This is a genomic window from Mycobacterium sp. 94-17, from assembly GCF_035617725.1.
GTDB lineage: Bacteria > Actinomycetota > Actinomycetes > Mycobacteriales > Mycobacteriaceae > Mycobacterium.
This window is the reverse complement of record NZ_JAPIYN010000019.1, coordinates 16,006-32,135: the sequence shown is the minus strand read 5'-3', so window position 1 is coordinate 32,135 and position 16,130 is coordinate 16,006. Positions and strand designations below refer to the sequence as shown.

The 16,130-nt window shown below is 65.4% G+C and carries 9 protein-coding genes and 1 pseudogene; 1 reads left to right on the top strand and 9 read right to left on the bottom strand.

The window, feature by feature from the left end:
- Positions 1 to 117: 117 nt before the first annotated feature.
- The gene (locus OQ789_RS19900) at positions 118 to 1,764 is read right to left on the bottom strand and encodes a recombinase family protein (protein ID WP_324687838.1); all 1,647 of its coding nucleotides are present in this window, start codon (positions 1,762 to 1,764) and stop codon (positions 118 to 120) included.
- 15 nt (positions 1,765 to 1,779) lie between these two features.
- Between OQ789_RS19900 and OQ789_RS19895 the strand changes: the two are divergent.
- A pseudogene (locus OQ789_RS19895) lies at positions 1,780 to 1,842 on the top strand (peroxiredoxin); the annotation flags it as partial.
- Between the two features lie 23 nt (positions 1,843 to 1,865).
- Here the strand turns inward: OQ789_RS19895 and OQ789_RS19890 are convergent.
- The 8 genes from OQ789_RS19890 to OQ789_RS19855 all read right to left on the bottom strand — a co-directional run bounded on the left by OQ789_RS19890 (position 1,866) and on the right by OQ789_RS19855 (position 16,075).
- Entirely contained in the window at positions 1,866 to 3,242 is a 1,377-nt protein-coding gene (locus OQ789_RS19890; protein WP_324687837.1) for a cytochrome P450, read from the bottom strand.
- A gap of 237 nt (positions 3,243 to 3,479) precedes the next feature.
- Positions 3,480 to 4,835 (bottom strand): cation:proton antiporter, encoded by a 1,356-nt coding sequence (locus tag OQ789_RS19885; RefSeq protein ID WP_324687835.1) that lies wholly within the window; start codon positions 4,833 to 4,835, stop codon positions 3,480 to 3,482.
- Between the two features lie 9 nt (positions 4,836 to 4,844).
- Positions 4,845 to 5,663 carry an ABC transporter permease gene (locus OQ789_RS19880; protein ID WP_324687909.1) on the bottom strand — a complete coding sequence of 273 codons (819 nt, stop codon included), beginning with the start codon at positions 5,661 to 5,663 and terminating at the stop codon, positions 4,845 to 4,847.
- Between the two features lie 44 nt (positions 5,664 to 5,707).
- Positions 5,708 to 6,556 (bottom strand): ABC transporter ATP-binding protein, encoded by an 849-nt coding sequence (locus OQ789_RS19875; protein WP_324687834.1) that lies wholly within the window; start codon positions 6,554 to 6,556, stop codon positions 5,708 to 5,710.
- Positions 6,553 to 12,102, bottom strand: a complete 5,550-nt coding sequence (locus OQ789_RS19870) for a type I polyketide synthase (protein WP_324687833.1) — start codon at positions 12,100 to 12,102, stop codon at positions 6,553 to 6,555. Before OQ789_RS19870 ends, OQ789_RS19875 begins: the two co-directional genes overlap by 4 nt.
- A 165-nt stretch (positions 12,103 to 12,267) precedes the next feature.
- Positions 12,268 to 14,034, bottom strand: a complete 1,767-nt coding sequence (locus OQ789_RS19865; RefSeq protein ID WP_324687832.1) for an NAD(P)/FAD-dependent oxidoreductase — start codon at positions 14,032 to 14,034, stop codon at positions 12,268 to 12,270.
- Positions 14,035 to 14,287: 253 nt separating this feature from the next.
- The gene (locus OQ789_RS19860; RefSeq protein ID WP_324687831.1) at positions 14,288 to 15,613 is read right to left on the bottom strand and encodes a dipeptidase; all 1,326 of its coding nucleotides are present in this window, start codon (positions 15,611 to 15,613) and stop codon (positions 14,288 to 14,290) included.
- A 63-nt stretch (positions 15,614 to 15,676) separates the two neighbouring features.
- Entirely contained in the window at positions 15,677 to 16,075 is a 399-nt protein-coding gene (locus OQ789_RS19855; RefSeq protein WP_324687829.1) for a holo-ACP synthase, read from the bottom strand.
- Between the last annotated feature and the right edge of the window lie 55 nt (positions 16,076 to 16,130).

Here is a 16,130-nt window from a genome sequence, read left to right as displayed (position 1 = left end):
CGATTCAATCAAGAGGCCAACTGCCTTTCAGCAACTCGGATTCGCGGTGAGGATGTTCTCTCGAGTCGTCAAGTGAGCGGTCCCGCGCAAAGGTTATGCCTTAAACGTCATTGGCCGTCATGTCGTCGGAACCCAACCCTCCGCCGTCCACCTCGCTCCGCCACCGTGGGCCAGCGCATCCCTGATCTGCTGCTGCTCCTCGGTAAGAACCGGCTCGGGCCAGCCGTTCGGGACCTGGATCTCTTTGAACAACACCTTCGTCTGGCCGGTCGATCCGGGCGGCAGACAGTGCAAAACGAATCGGATCTTCGAGTCCCGTAGAACCTGTCTGCGGTCAGTCTCAGGGTCGCTCCACAGCTCCCGGTACGTCCTCCCGGTGCCGATTGGCTCCCAACGAGCCGGGATGACAGTCTCGGCGGTCAGTTCCTTCTTACGGGTGACCAGCGCGGTCAACCGGGACCTGTAAAGGTCCTCGTCATCCACCAGACCGTTATCCGACTCCCAACGCAGCCGTTCAAGGGATTGCTCTGACTGCGCCAGTTCTACGCTGCGATCCTCCCCTGGAATGAACACAAGCTTGGTCATCTCGCGGTCGCCGTAAGCTTCCAGGAACTGGTCTTCGAGCACTGCTTCGACTTCGTCGAGCCGTATCGCACCACGGCAGCCGTCCAGCGAACCGCCTCCACAACGGACGTAGGTGTGCAGCTTCCCGCTGGACGATCTCCTTCGGTGCAGGGCCAGCGCGCGTCCACATACGCAGTACCCGATACCCGCAAGAGGATTCGGCGTCATCTGGCGTGCTTTACCGCTAGCGGTGCGGTCTCCGAGAGCCGCTTGTATGCGTCTCCAATCCTCGTCGGAGAACGTTGGTTCGGCCATCCGTATGGGCTGACCCTCGGTATCGAGGACCAGCTTCTCCCCCGTCCGTAACTTTCGGTCGGGGTTGACTTCGGTGGGGGCAGGCTCGAAGACCGCCATCACCCGAAATCCCTGTGTCCGCTGCGACATTAACGTCCGCTTGAGCGTGGTGACAGACCACCGCTTCCCACCGCCTCGGGCCTTCGAGACGTTCGAGAACCTACCCTGCTCATTCAGCCACCTGACAATGCTGGTCAACGACTCGTGCTCGTCTACGAGCTTGGCCTTAATCTCGTGCAGGAGTTTGTACCCTTCGGGGTCGCGCTCTAGCGCCTTCCCCTTGCCGCTGGGATGCGGAGCGGTCCGATAGCCCAGCGGTGGTACGCCGTGGCTCACCCGGTCGGTCATCCGCAGATAGTCGAGCCGGTCCGTCGCTCGTGTCTTGAACCGTGACAGCTCTATCGCCGCGAAGAACGACCCTACGTAGATGAAGAACTCGGACATCATCTGGTCCAGCGAGTCCTTCTTCGGGTGCAGGTAATCCAGAACCACACCATCCCCGGCGAACGCCAGAATCTTGCGGTTGGCTTTCGTCCACTTGGCGAACTCGACACAGTCATTAGTCGAGCGAAACGCTCGGTCAATCTTTGAGAACACCAGTACGTCCCATTCGTGCAAACGCTCCGGGGCAAGCCACTTGCCCAGGTCTGGACGCTCGAACGGCGTCGTCTTCCCGGCAGAGATTCCCAAGTCCTCGAATCGCCCAACGATGGTATAGCCGTGGGCCTGCGCCCACCGCTCCCCCTCTTCCGTCTGCGCCAGGTGGGATACCTTGCGGGTGTTGTCTTTGTCGTCGTCCAGGTGGGAGACGCGGGCGCCGACGACAGCGCGGAGCGGCTTTGGCATGTTGTCTAAAGTACAGCCCAGTACAACGTGAAGGCGACCGGTCACGTCGCTAAACTGCGGCGCGACCTTTCGGTGTAGCCGCGCAGGACCGACCGAACGCGTCAGTCACCGATGACGGCTGCCTGGTGGTATTCGGTGATTGGCCGGGCTATTCCTTGTTCGTCGCAAACCCGCTGCAGCTTCTCCAGCGTCTCGTCGATCCCCGGTCCGAGCCGTCCGCCGGGTGTGAAAGTGGCCGGAAGGTGCTGCATGCCCTGGATTACGCCGATCGTCGGATAGTGCACGGTGCCCTCGGGGTCGCAGCGGTAGTCGGGCATCCGCTCGAGCACCGCCATCAGCATCGACTTGAACACCACACGCGCGACGTTGGAGCCGATACAGCGGTGGATGCCGAGCCCGAAGCTGAAGTGCCGGTTGTTCTTTCGGCCTAGGTCGAGTCGATTCGGATCGGGGAACACCGCGGGGTCGCGGTTCGCCATGGCCCACGACAGCCACAGGCGATCGCCCTCCCTGAACTGGGTGCCCGCAATTTCGAGGTCGGCGGCGATCGTGCGCCCGTCGCCGGGAGCAGGCGTGAAGTAACGCAGAAATTCCTCGGTCGCCGAATCGAGCAGCGTTTCCGATTCGCGCGTCAGCAGTTCACGCTGCTCCGGGTTTTCGGCCAGCCATTCGAGCGCGTGCGCGGTCAGCGCGGTCGTCGTGTCGAAACCTCCGCCGATGATCAGGCCGAGCATTCCGAGCAGTTCGGCGTCGGGCGCGGGTTCGCCATCAATCTTCAACCTTGCCAATGCGTCGACTATGCCGGGGCGCGGGTTCTGCCGAATCTCGAGAAGGTGGTTGAACAGGTCCATCCCCATCGCCAACGTCTGCTCCAAAACCCTTGGGGCGTCTGGGGAATCGGCCGGGGTATAAACACCGGCGTGGGCCGGCTCGCAATAGAGCTGCCACTTCTTCAACGGAACGCCCATCATCGCCAGAGTCAGGACGGCGGGCACGACGTTCGCGAGGTCGTCGACGAAGTCGATCCGCCCGACTTCGATCTTCTCGTCGATGCTTGCCCGCACGATCTCGTCGACAAATGGCTTCCAGCGCTTGACGGCTGCCGGCGACAGGTAGGGGTTGAGAATGCTGCGGTAGGCGGAGTGCTCGGGTTCGTCCATCTCGAGCATGCCGCCACGGACTCCGGTGCCCTGCGGCAACGTGGGGATCGTGATGCCCTTATAACCGGTGCCTTCACCGGTGACGTCGTGGTCGTTGGATACGTGCGGACATCGAGCGAGCTCAAAGACTTCCCGGTTGCCCGCGGCCACCCAGTGCCCGTTGTAGGTGTCGGTCCACGCCACCGGGCACCTGGCGTGCATTTCCTCGGTGATCGCGGTGAACCGCTCGCGGTACTCCGGGGTGTGGCGATCAAAGTGGTAGCGGTTGGTCCTGCCGGCCTCAGCTGCCTTGCCGGTGAGGGTGTTCTCCGTGCTCACAGTGGCGTCTCCCGCTGACGAGTGGATGCGCGTAAAAGCAGTATGCGGCGAGACGACCGGTCTACATAGGCAATCTGGGGGTCGAGTTTCGCTCCAGCCCAGGTTTGCCGGCCAGCCGCAGTGCTTCGGCGGTGGCGCGCGTTCGGGCACGCCCTGATGCAGGCCCTCGTTGGTGAGACTCGCGTGAGGCGACCGGCCACGTCGCCAAGCTGCGCCGCGACCCGTCGGTCTGACCGGTCACTGCGGCCCGGGACTGCCAATCACGTCGCGGTATGGTTCCTCGCCCGAGGGCCCGAACACGGATCCCGACCTTTTCAGGCGGCGCTCGAACACCCGCTGCAGCGGGGTGGCGACGAACGTGGTGATGATCGTCATGAGCGCCAGGATGGTGTAGGTCTTGCCGGTGATCAGTCCCGCCGTCAATCCGATGTTGATCAGAATCAGCTCCATCAGGCCGCGCGCGTTCGCGAGCGCGCCCATCGCGCCGGATTCGTTCCAGCTCATGCCCTGCCAACGCGCGGTCAGTCCGATGGCCGCGAACTTCGCGGCGAACGAGACCACGAGCACGGCGATCGCCATGACGAGCGTCGGTCCGTCGAGGATCAGGCTGAGCTGAGTATTCAGTCCCGAGTAGATGAAGAACGCCGGAACCAACAGGTATGCCACCAGCGGCTCGAACCGATCTCGGAGCGCATCGAGCAGGGCGCCGCGGGGCATCACGGCACCGGCCACGAAAGCGCCGAAAACGGAATAGATTCCGACCAGGTCGGTGAACCAGCTCGCGGTCAGCACCACCAGAAGGACCATGGACAGATGCGCGATCGGCACTCCGCCGGTGCGCTCGACGGCGGAGCCGCGCGGCGTCCACGTTTCCAATCTGGCGAGCAGCGGGCGACCGATGACGACCATGAACAGCAGGTAGGCGAACCCGCCGCCGATGGCCAGCACCGCACCGGACACACTTCCCTTCGCCGTGGCCACCAGTGTGGCCAACAGGATCCACGAGCATGCGTCGTCAATGGCGGCGCATGACAACGACATCGTGCCCAGTCGGGTGTTGAGTAATCCGGAGTCGTAGACAATCCACGCCAACATGGGAAATGCCGTAATGGCTACGGCGGAGGCGACGAACAGGCCACCTTGCCAGTGCGCGACCTTGCCGGTGAAATAGCCGCCGAGGCTGACCATCAACCATCCGGTGATACCCCCGAGGATCAGGGGAATACCGATCCCGGCGGCCGACGTGGCACCGGCCTGCCGCAGATGTGCGCCCAGGATGTCCAGCTTCAACGACGCGCCCACCAGAAACATGTAGAGCACCAGCCCGAGTTGGCCGACGACGTAGATCGCCGTGAGGTTCGGATGGGTGAAACTCTCGGCGCCGATCGTCAGCTTCGTGGGGAACAGCCACCGCTGCCCCGCCGGCCATATCCACCCCAGAACCGAAGGGCCGAGCACGAATCCGGCCACCATGATCGCGACCACCTGCACCTGACCCAACCGGCGAAACAACGGCCAGAGCAGGCGATAGGTGAGCAGGATGAACGCGACCTGAAGGAAGAAGTGCGACGTGATGGCGAGCAGGGAAGGCATCGTGGCTTCCTACTTCGTGTCCGACCAACGAAAAACCGTGAGGCAGGCGATCAATCCACCGATGCTCCACGCCGTCAGGATCAAAAACGTCTGCCAGTGTTCCCAGCTGCCGGCCGGTTCGAACGCGGCCATGTCCGGCGGCAGCAGCACCGACCGGAACCCCTGGGCCATCCACTTGACCGGGAACACCGAGCCGAGGGTCAACATCCACGTAGGCAACGCGACGAGCGGAACGTATGTGCCCGAAACGAATTGCAGGGCCACCCCCGGTCCGTTGGTGATGACCGCGGCCGACACCGCGTTACTCGCCAAGTTGCTGACGAAGATGCCCAGCAATGAGCAGCTGACGATGCCCAGGATGAACACCCAGGCCAGGATGAACCATCCGAATCCCGTTGTCGGCAAATGCAGTTTGAAGACAAACACGCCCGCCGACAAGAGAACAACCGCCTCGGCGAGGCTGGCGACGGCAACCAGGGCGATCTTTCCGATGAAGTACGACGACGCGGCTGTCGGCGTCCCGCGCAGCCGTCGCAGCGCGCCGCTTTCGCGGTCGGCGGCGATGCTGATACCCAGGTTGATGAATGACGTCGAGAGAATCCCGTAAGCCAGGATGCTCGCCGCGATCACGGCGCCGGTGCTGGTCTCGCTATTCGGCAGTTTCGCCGAAAAGATCGAACCCAGCAGAATGCCGATCACCGCAGGCATCGAAAACGTGAGCACCACCTGTTCCGGCCGGCGGTAGAACATCTTCAGCTCGGGCACCACTCGCGACAACCCGATCCGCAACGGGGACGGGAGCGCCGGCTCCACGTCGGCGGCTTCGATGGGCGGCGGTGCGGCTGAGGCGCTTTCGCCGCGATGCACGCCCATCATGTGTGGCCGATCAGCTGAAGATACGCGTCTTCGAGTGTCGGGCGGGAGACCGTGAGCTGAGCCAGTTCCGCCCCGTCCCCCGACCGCCGCCGGATCAGCTCGGTGGGGTGATCCGTCTGCTCCACGTGGACCCGGCCTCCCTCTACCCAGCGGACCGTCGCGGCGGAGTTCACGTATTCGGTGAGTCTTGCCGGCGAGTCCACCGCCACCACGCTGCCGCCGGCGAGGACTGCCACCCGGTCGGCCAGCGCGGCGGCTTCGTCCAGGTAGTGGGTGGTCAACAGGATGGTGGTGCCGTCGCGTGCCAACAGCCTGATGAGGTCCCAGAATCGGCGTCTGGCGTCTGGATCGAAGCCTGTCGTCGGCTCGTCCAAGAAGAGCAGTTCGGGCATGCCGATGATGCCGAGAGCGACGTCCAGCCTGCGTCGCTGCCCCCCCGAAAGGCTCTTCACCCTCGTTCCGGAAACAGCGACGAGCCCCACAAGTTCGAGCGTTTCCTCCGGAACACGTGATTTCCCATAGCATTTCGTGAAGATCTGCACGGTCTCCGACACCGTCAGCATGCCGGAGTCGCTGGCCTCCTGCAGCACTATGCCGATCTTGGCGCGCCAGCTCCGCCCCGCCACGCCGGGGTCCTCGCCCAGCACCCGCACGTGCCCGGAATCGCGTTTCCGGTGGCCCTCGAGGATTTCGATGGTCGTCGACTTGCCCGCACCGTTCGGCCCGAGGATCGCGAAAATCTCACCGTCCTCGACGTCGAGGTCCAGGTCCCGCACCGCACGCAGCTGTCCGTAGGCCTTCGACAAACCTCGAACGTGCACCGCGCCGGGTGGATCCGGACTCAAGACTGCGCCCCCCTGCTTTCCCGCTCGCCCACCGGACTTTCCAGATCGGCCAGCACTTCGCGGAGGTCGGCATCGGACGCCTGCTCCAGCAATAGGTCGAGCTCTTCACCTGCGGCGGGTTCCGATCGACGTTCGACGGACGGGGGCGGGTCGCCGCCGGGTTGCAGCTCGCCGAGTATCCGGGCGGCCAGCGAGTTGACGCTGACGCCCCTGAGCAGTTCCAGCACCGGCAGGTCTATCGCGAAGATCGCACCGATTCTGGCCCTGAAATCCATTGCCATCATTGAGTCCAGGCCGAGATCGTCGAGCGCCTCGTCGGGCCCGATTTCGGAAGCGCCAACCTCGAAGACCCCGGAGACGATCTGGCGGACGAGGCGCCCGACCATGTCGAGCCTCTCGCCCTCCGGGCATTGGGCGAGCGTGTCGAGTATGGACGGTGGCGCATCGGTGTCATCCGACGACGCGTCGGCGGTTCCGAGTTCGCAGAACATCGGCGGCAACTGCCCGACGAGTCCGACGCGGCGGGCCAGCGTCCAGTCGGCGCTGATGGCGACGACGTGGGGCGGCGCCTGGTTGATGAGCCGGTCGAGGATCTGGGTTCCGGCCGCGGGCGTGATCAGTTCTATCCCCCGCTGGGCGTAGATCTTTTCCAGCTTGAGTTCTTCGACCATGCCCACCGACCAGGGACCCCACCCGATCGTGAGGGCGGGCAGTCCCTCGGCCTGCCGGTAATGTGCGAAGGCGTCCAGGAAGGCGTTGGCCGCGGCGTAGTTCGCCTGACCGGGCGATGCGATGACAGATCCGGCCGAGCCGAACATGACGAAGAATTCCAACTCCTGGTCCCGGAACGTGTCGTGCAGCACGCGGGTTCCGGCGATCTTGGGTGCCAGCACGTTGCTGAAGGCGGCTTCGTTCATGTTCACCAGAAGTTGATCGTCGACCAAACCGGCGGCGTGGATGATTCCACGAACCGGTCGGCCCCCTTCCCGGAGGTGGTTGCACAACCAGGTCTGCACCTGGTCGGCGTCGGTGATGTCCACATTGGCGGTGCTCACGCACGCACCCAGCTGTTCGATCTGCCGGATCGTGTCAACGGTTGGGTGATGCCTGTGTTCGCGAGGTAGGGATGCCCAGTGGTCCCGCGGCGGGATTCCGCTTCGGCACAGCAAGGTGATGTGCCGCGCGCCCCGTTCGGCAAGGTACGTCGCGACCGTGCGGCCCAGGGCACCCGCACCGCCGGTCACGACGTAGGTGGCGTCAGGGGTGAGCTTAGTGGGGAACGCTTTCGTGAGGCCGGCGCTCGGGCGGAGCCGCGGGACAAACGTGGTGCGGCCGCGGATGGCGATCTGGTCTTCGGGTTCGTCGCCGAGGACGTGCCCGCAGATGCGCGCGGCCGTTTCCAGGCGGTCGCCGCCGTCGATGTCGATGAGTCCGCCCCAGCACTTGACCAGTTCCTGGTGGCCTATCACCCGGCCGAGCCCCCAGATGGCCGCCTGCTCGACGGCAAGCGCTTCGGTTCGAAGCACCGGTTGCGCGTTGGCGGTGACCAGGTAGAGGCGCGGCTGAGCGTTGTCGGTGTCCGCAAGGGCCTTCGCCAGATGCAGGGCCGTGAAAAGGCCTATGCGGTCGTTCGTTTCATCGTCATCCGGGCTAGCGGACCGGCACATGTCGATCGGCCAGCAGTCGATGATGCCGGTGAGGCCGCTTTCCAGGTTGGTTCGGAGCAGCTGATGCAGTTGCTCGGGGCGTCGCGGGTTCAGCGTGTACCCGCCGTCGACCTCTGTCAGGACGTCAACGGCTCGATGCTCGACCGTTCGGACTCGCTGACCGGTGCGGCGCATCGTCTGTGCGAGCGCCGCCCCGGTGCCGGTGGCATCGACGAAGATGAGCCACGACGACCCGTCGGCCGCGGTGGGCTTGTCCCGTTGATCCTGCTGGGCGTGCGCATGGGAGACCCAGTCGATTTCGTAGAGTCCCTTGTCGACCCGCTCGGGCGACATGCGCGTTGCCGCGCTGAGGGATTGCACCACGAAGCCGTTGATGACGACCAGCGGCCGCCCGTCCTGGTCCGAAATCGTGATGTCGCTTTCGATCTCCTCATCGCCGGCCGATACGACGCGCACGTGGACGGTCATGCCGTCTTCCGGCGGGCGGTATACGGCGCATTGCCGGACCCGCACAGGAAGGTAGGGGCTTTGGTTGGTGTCGTGCCCGAACCGTGGTGTGCCGAGCAGTGTTTGAAAGGCACCGTCGATGAGTGCGGGGTGGAAGCGGTACCCGTCGACGTCACCGGCGAGCTTCGCGGGGATCGCGATGCGGGCCGTCGCCCACCCGGATCCGGCGGCGACCCCGGTGACGGTCTGGAACGCGTCGCCGTACGCCAGGCCGACGGCCCGGGTGCGGGCATAGAAGCCTTCGCCGTCGATCGTGGTGACGTCTCCCCCACCATCCGGGACATCCCCGGGGCCGGGCGGGCCGGGCGGGCCGGGCGGCAGCGCGTTGAGTTCTGCGGTCGCCGTTATCGTCCACTTCAGATCCCCGTCGGCTGTTGCGGTGAATGCGGCGAATTCGAGCGCGCCGGTGTCCTGGTTCAGCGTCGTCCTGAGGATGGGGTCGCAGGTGTCTTCGAGGATGAGGGCGCGTCGCAGCGTCAGATTGTCCACCCGGTGGGCGGTTGACCCGTAGGCCTCTTGCCCGGCCGCCAGGGCCATTTCGATGTACACCGCCCCGGGCACCAGCACGCTGCCCTGCACCTGGTGATCGGCGAGGAAGGGGATGCCGGCGGTGCTCAGCTCGACTTCCCAGGTGGGATGCACCGTGCTCACCGGTTGTCCAAGCAGCGGATGCACCGGACTGTAATGCAGGTCCTCCGCGGCCTCCTGGGTCTCGTTCCAATATCTCTTGGACTGCCAGGGGTATGTCGGGAGCTTGAGCAGTCGTGCCTCCCGTGGGGGGTATAGGGCATCCCACTGCACCGGGTGGCCGTGACAGTGCAGTGCGGCAACGCAATTCATCAGGGTGCGGCTGTCGTCATCGCCGCGGCGCTGGGTCGCCACGGTGACCACGTCGGCCTGGTGAGCCACCGCGGTCTCGGCAATGGACGCTGCCAGCACGGGATGCGGCCCCAGCTCGACGAAGTGGGTGTAGCCCTCCTCGACCATCCGGCTGATCGCGGGCTCGAAAAGTACTGTTGTGCGGGTGTTTTGCCACCAGTAGGCGGCACCGGCGGCGTATCTGTCGAGCCGTTCGCCGGTCACGGTGGAATAAAGCGGGATCGTCGCGGCCCGGGACGAGAGCCCCTGCAGCGCGTCGTGCAGGTCGTCGCGGACCATGTCCATGTAATGCGTGTGGTATGGCACCGTCCCGGCGAGGAAGCGGTGGAAAACCCCGAGTTCGTGGAGTTGGCGGGCGATGTCGCTCAGCGCCTCGCTGTCGCCCGCGACGGTAACGGCCGACGGGCTGTTGACGGCGGCGATGGATACCCCTCCGCCGTCCAACGTTTCGTCGCCGAGCGCCTCGATGAGCTCTGCGGCGCCCAGGCCGACGGCAAGCATGCGGCCCAGTCCGCTGGTGCGCTGCTGCAGGCGACTCCGGTGATAGATGACCTGGATCGCCTGTTCGAACGTCAGCAGATCGGCCAGATAGTGGGCGGCCACCTCACCGGCGCTGTGCCCGACGACGGCGTCCGGGCGGACGCCGAACTCTTTGAGCTGCTCCGCAAGCGCTATCTGAACGGCGAAGTTGGCCGGCTGCGCGACGTTCGTTTCCGCCATCCGAGAACGGGTTTCGTCGGTGCGGAGCTCGTCGAGCAACGACCAGTCCGTGTGGCGGGACAGCTCGCGATCACTGCGCACGATGCTGTCGGTGAAGGCGGGATAGACGTCGAGCAGTCCTCGGCACATCTTCCACCACTGCGGGCCCATCCCGGTACAGACGAATGCCAACTTGGGCGCGGTCTGTGGGGTCCGGCCCGCGGGGGTGCGGTCGCTGTCGGCGAGGGCCTTGAGCCGGTCTCGCGCTTCGGCAACGCCGCCCGCGACGACCGCACGACGAAAATTCAGGTGCGAGCGCCGCCGGCCGAGGGTATAGCCGAGGTCGCGCAGTGTGAGGCCGGGGTTGGCGCTCACGTGCTCGGCCAATCGGCCGGCCGCCGCCGCCAGCGCCTCTTCGGTGCGCGCCGAGATCGGCAGCACCGCCAGCGGCAGCGACTGACTGGTATCCGGCGTATCGTCGCGACCGACCTCCGGTGGCTCGGCCAGCACGACGTGGGCGTTGGTGCCACCGAAGCCGAAGGAGTTGACCCCCGCGATGCGCCGCTTGCCGTCGGGAAACGGCCGACCCGCGCCTGGAATCTCAATTCCCTGGGTGGGCAAGGGAATCGGATTCCGCAGATGCAGATTGGCCGGGATGTAGGCGTGTTTGAGCACCAGCGCCGCTTTGATCAGTCCGGCGATGCCCGCGCCGGCCTCGAGATGGCCGATGTTGGTTTTCACCGATCCGATCAGCAGCGGATCGGTAGCCGGGCGGTCCGTGGCGAGTGCATTGGCCAGCGCGCGGACCTCGATCGGATCGCCCAGCGGCGTTCCGGTGCCGTGCGCCTCCACGTAGCCGACGTCATCGGGCCGGACGCGCGCTCTGCGCAGCGCCGTACGGATTGCCGCCTCTTGCGCGTCGGCACTCGGAACGGTGATGCCGTCGGTGTGCCCGTCCTGTGACACCGCGGTGCCGAGAATCTCGGCGTAGATGTCATCGCCGTCGGCCAGCGCCCGCGCCAGCGGCTTGATGACGACGACCGCGCCACCTTCCCCGCGCGCGTAACCGTCAGCGGCGTCGTCAAAGGCCTTGCAGCGCCCGTCCGGGCTGAGAAATCCGCTCTTCGATTCGGCGATGGTCGTGTTGGGTCCGATCATGATGTTGACGCCGCCGGCCAGCGCCAATCCGCACTCACCGTTCCAAATGCTCAGCGCCGCAAGGTGCACCGCGACAAGCGAACTCGAGCACGCCGTGTCGACGGTCATACTCGGGCCGCGGAAGTCGAAGGCGAACGAGATCCGGTTGGCCAGCATCGTCATCATCATCCCGGTGGCGGAATGGCTTTTGAATTGGTAACGGCTGGCGCGGCCCCGGTTTTGCAGAAGTTGGTAGTCGAGGGTGAAGCCCCCGACGAAGACGCCGACGTCCGTCCCGGCGAGGCTGTCCGCGGGAATCCCACCGTCTTCCAGCGCCTCCCACGTGGTCTGCAGCAACAGGCGCTGCTGCGGATCGATCAGGTTCGCCTCGCGCGGCGAGATACCGAAGAACTGCGGGTCGAATTGATCGATCTTGGCCAGGAACCCGCCCCGGCGGGTGACCATCTTGCCGACTTTCGACGGGTTGGGGTCGTAGTATTTCATGGCGTTCCATCGCGTCTCAGGCACTGTGCCCGTGGCGTCGATTTCACCGGACAGCAGGTCCCAATAGCCTTGCGGCGTGTAGGCCCCGCCCGGAAAGTGGCACCCGATTCCGACGATCGCCAAGGGCTCGCGGGTTGCGTGTGCGTCGCCCATGTTCATCCTTTCGCCCGGCCGCGCCGCACGGGCGCATGTCGGTGCGCGCCGCGCCCAAAGTCTCGGCCCCTCGGGCACGTCACCGAGGGATGCTCGAACGACGCCGCGCCGGTGAGTTCGTGAATTTCGACAGTCAGCACCGGCCGCGGACCATTCTGCTTCGGGTCAAGTTGCTTCTAGTGCGGGTGCCGCGCCAAGAATCCAGTCATGGCGAATCGGGTTGGTGGTCTGCTCGTGACGGTAAATCGATCGGAGCTCGCGCAGGAGATCGTCGCGTTGCCAGGCCTGCACCTGCCTCATGGCGGCATCGTCGGCGAAGTCATCGCACTTTTCCGAGATCACCGTCTCCACCAGCTGGCCCGCCAGCTGACGCAGCAGCCGCGTGTTCGCGTCGAATTGTGCGGCGAAATCCGGGGTTTCGAACATCATCGCGGTGTGGAGGGTCGCCATGAAATTAAACGGTGAGTACAAGTCGAGGAATCCCCTTGACGGCTGCGGCGTTTCGACGACGGCCCATTCCCGGAAGAATTTCTGCGTGCGATTGCTCAGGCTGATCAGGCCTTTCAGGTGTGGCACGACCTGCGAGTCGTCGGCGACGCTGACGAAGCGACCGTTTCTGTAGAGCAGTCCGATGAATCCCCAATAGAAGGCGATATCCCAGATCACCTTGGCCGACATCACGGTGGGCGAGCCCATCAGGGGGTACTGGTTGCAGTACACGGCAAGCCACATGTCGGTCAGGCTGCGAAACAGCGAGTCGCTGATGCCGGCTCGTGCCACAACGTCTTCACCGTCGAGGTCGCGGGTGACGAGGTCGGTGATCAGGCCGTTGCCTATCGCGATGAGATCGAGTCCCGACGAATACAACGGATCGAGAAATACTCCGGAATCCCCGGTGAGGCACCACCGCTCACGGCCGTCGAAAGCTTTTGCCACGCCGTGGCTGTAGTTCTTCATCACCTTGAAGTCTTTGATCAGGTCTTCGTGCTCTGTCAGGACCGCGGCGCACTGTGGCTCGTGTTCGGCGAGCCACGACCGGGCTCTGGCCAGTGTGTTGAAGCGGCCGAACTCGTGGGAAGCGGGGTCGGCAACGATGCCGACGCTGGTAGACCCCGACGGGAGCCGGATCAGCCAAACCCAATAGCCTTCACCCATAAGGTGATTCGTCGATAGCGCACGATCGCCCTCCAACAGGCGCGCTTGCCAGCCCGGTTCGTCGCTCCACTGGCCGATGTCCAATTCAGCCGCAACGCGCAGCCACACCGCATTGCAGTGATGCTCGTTGGGCCGTGTCAGGCCCAACCGCCGCGGCAGGATCCGGTTTCGTCCCGATGCGTCGACGACCCAACGAGCCGTCGTGGGCCCGACCGTGCCACCGCTTTGCACGGAAACGACGTGTGGGCGGACCCCGGGTTCGCCGTCAAGGGATACCGCTCGCCCGCAGACGATTTCGATGCCCGCGGAACGGCACCGCCGGTGTAGCTCGTTCTCCAGCCTGCCGCGGTCGATCTGATACGTCACCTGAGGTATGAAGACCGAACTGCCGAGCTCCGGACGTCGGGCGATGTCCGTATTTCCCTCGGCCGAGAAAAACATTCGCAAACCCATCTTGCGAATTTGCGCGTTCTGCAGATGGTCGCCCAACCCGAGCCGATCCCGCAGGTAGTGGGCGGAAACCTCCACCGTCGACTCGCCGACCGTGTGGGTGATCTCCGGCACCGGATGCGACCTCGGCGAAACGACGAGGACTCGCGTCTGCGGGCGTGCGCCGCGAATTTCCAGCGCCAGCGTGAGGCCCGCGACGCCGCCGCCCAGTATTGCGACGTCGTGATCGGTGGCGGGGCTCTCGTCTTCCAGCCGGCTCTTGATCCTGGCCGCCACGCTCTCGCGCGCGTCCGAGCTCAACTGCGACAGCTGCGCCCGCACGTCCACACGTCCACCCCTTGCAACGCCCAACGATTCACTTACTTAATAATTAAGCAGGTTACACTAAATGGGAGGGCTGGCAAGCGGATCGGGATAGCGCTTCGGCAACGAGGGCCGCTGGTTAAGTGAGCGGTCAAATGCTTTGCTGCAGAGTACATTTCATGTACTATCGAACGTCGTGGCCAGACGCCCACGCTATTGTCCGGCTATCCTGGTCTGTCTAGGTATGAAATGCCGCTGAATTCTCCGGTCTTGCGTTTCAGGCCAGGTTGGCCAGCAGCAGCGCTTCGGCGACGGCCGCCCGTTCCAGCACGCCCAGATGCAGGCTCTCGTTGATGCTGTGGGCCTGGGTCGCGGGATCCTCCACGCCGGTGACGAGGATCTTCGCCTGGGGGAACGCCTCAGCGAACTCGGCGATGAACGGGATCGACCCGCCCATGCCCATGTCGATCGGATCGGTGCCCCAGCCCCGCCGGAACGCGTCCCGCGCGGCGTCGTAGACGCTGCCGGTGGCGTCGATGGCGTACGACTCCCCGATGTCGCCGCGGGTGACGCGTACGTGTGCACCCCAGGGTGCGTGCCGGTGCAGGTGGTCGGTCAAGGCGTCCAGGTGCGCGGCGGCGTCACCTCCCGGCGCGACGCGCATGCTGATCTTGGCCCTGGCCCGCGGGATGAGGGTGTTCGACGCTTTCTCGACGGGTGTGGTGTCGATACCGATCACCGTGATCGCGGGTTTGGCCCACAGCCGCTGCGGCGCCGAACCCGAGCCGATCTCGGACACCCCGTCCAGCAGGCCGGAGTCGGCGCGCACCCGTTCGGGCGGATAATCGACTGCCGCGGAACTGCTTTCGTGTAATCCCGCGACCGCCACGTTGCCGTCGTCGTCGTGCAGGCCGGCCAACAGTCGCACCAGGGCGCTCAGCGCGTCGGGCACCACGCCGCCCCAAATGCCCGAGTGCAGACCGTGGTCGAGCGTGGCGACCTCGACGACGCAGTCGACCAGGCCGCGCAGCGTCACCGTCAGGGCCGGAACCTCGGTGCTCCAGTTGTCCGAATCGGCGATGACGATCACGTCGGCGGCGAGCGCGTCGCGGTGGGCGGCCAGCAGTCGGCCAAGAGACGGCGACCCGGACTCCTCCTCCCCCTCGACGAAGACCGTCACGCCCACCGGCGGCGCACCGCCGTGCGCCCGAAACGCGGCCAAATGTGTTGCGATACCAGCCTTGTCGTCGGCGGCCCCGCGCCCGTAGAGCCGGCCGTCGCGCTCGGTGGGCTCGAAGGGCGGCGATACCCATTGGCTGCGGTCGCCTTCGGGCTGCACATCGTGGTGTGCGTAGAGCAGCACGGTCGGCGCACCGGGGGGCGCGGGATGGCGGGCGATGACCGCCGGGGCTCCCCCTTCGCTGACGATCTGCACGTCACCGAAACCGGCCTGCGACAACAGATCCGCGACGGCCCGCGCGCTGCGATGAACCTCGTCGCGGCGGTGGGGATCGGCCCACACCGATTCGATGCGCACCAGGTCTTCCAAATCACGGCGCACCGACGGCAGCACCTCGCGCACGCGCTCAACCAGCTCGCTCATGCCCTCGAGGCTAATCCCTTCGCGTCGAGCGTCCCGCCGGCGCGACGGACGCGGGCCGCCAGGCTATTCGGTCGTCGTCTCCAAAATGGCCACCGCGGCGGCCATTTCCCCTTCGTGCGTCAGCGACACGTGAATGATCACGTCGGCCAGGTGTTTGGCGATGTCGCCGCTCAGCCGGACCCGTGGGCGCCCCCACATGTCGGTGACCACCTCGATGTCGCGGTGGATGTCCTCCGGCAGCACCGGACGCTGAGCGAACCGCGATCCCGACCAGGCCTTGATCACGGCCTCCTTCGCGGCCCAGCGGGCCGCCAGGTGACGCGCCGCCGACGAACTCTTGTCCGAGGCGTCGCGGCGCTCGCCCGGGGTGAACGTCTCGGAGAAGACGGTGCCCGGCTGGTCGACCTGCTCGGCGAAATCAGGAATGGAGACGAGATCGATCCCCACACCGACAATCCCCATGGGTCGCCAGGCTAACGGATGGCCGCGGCCGGCAACGATGCGGTCCGCGCCGACG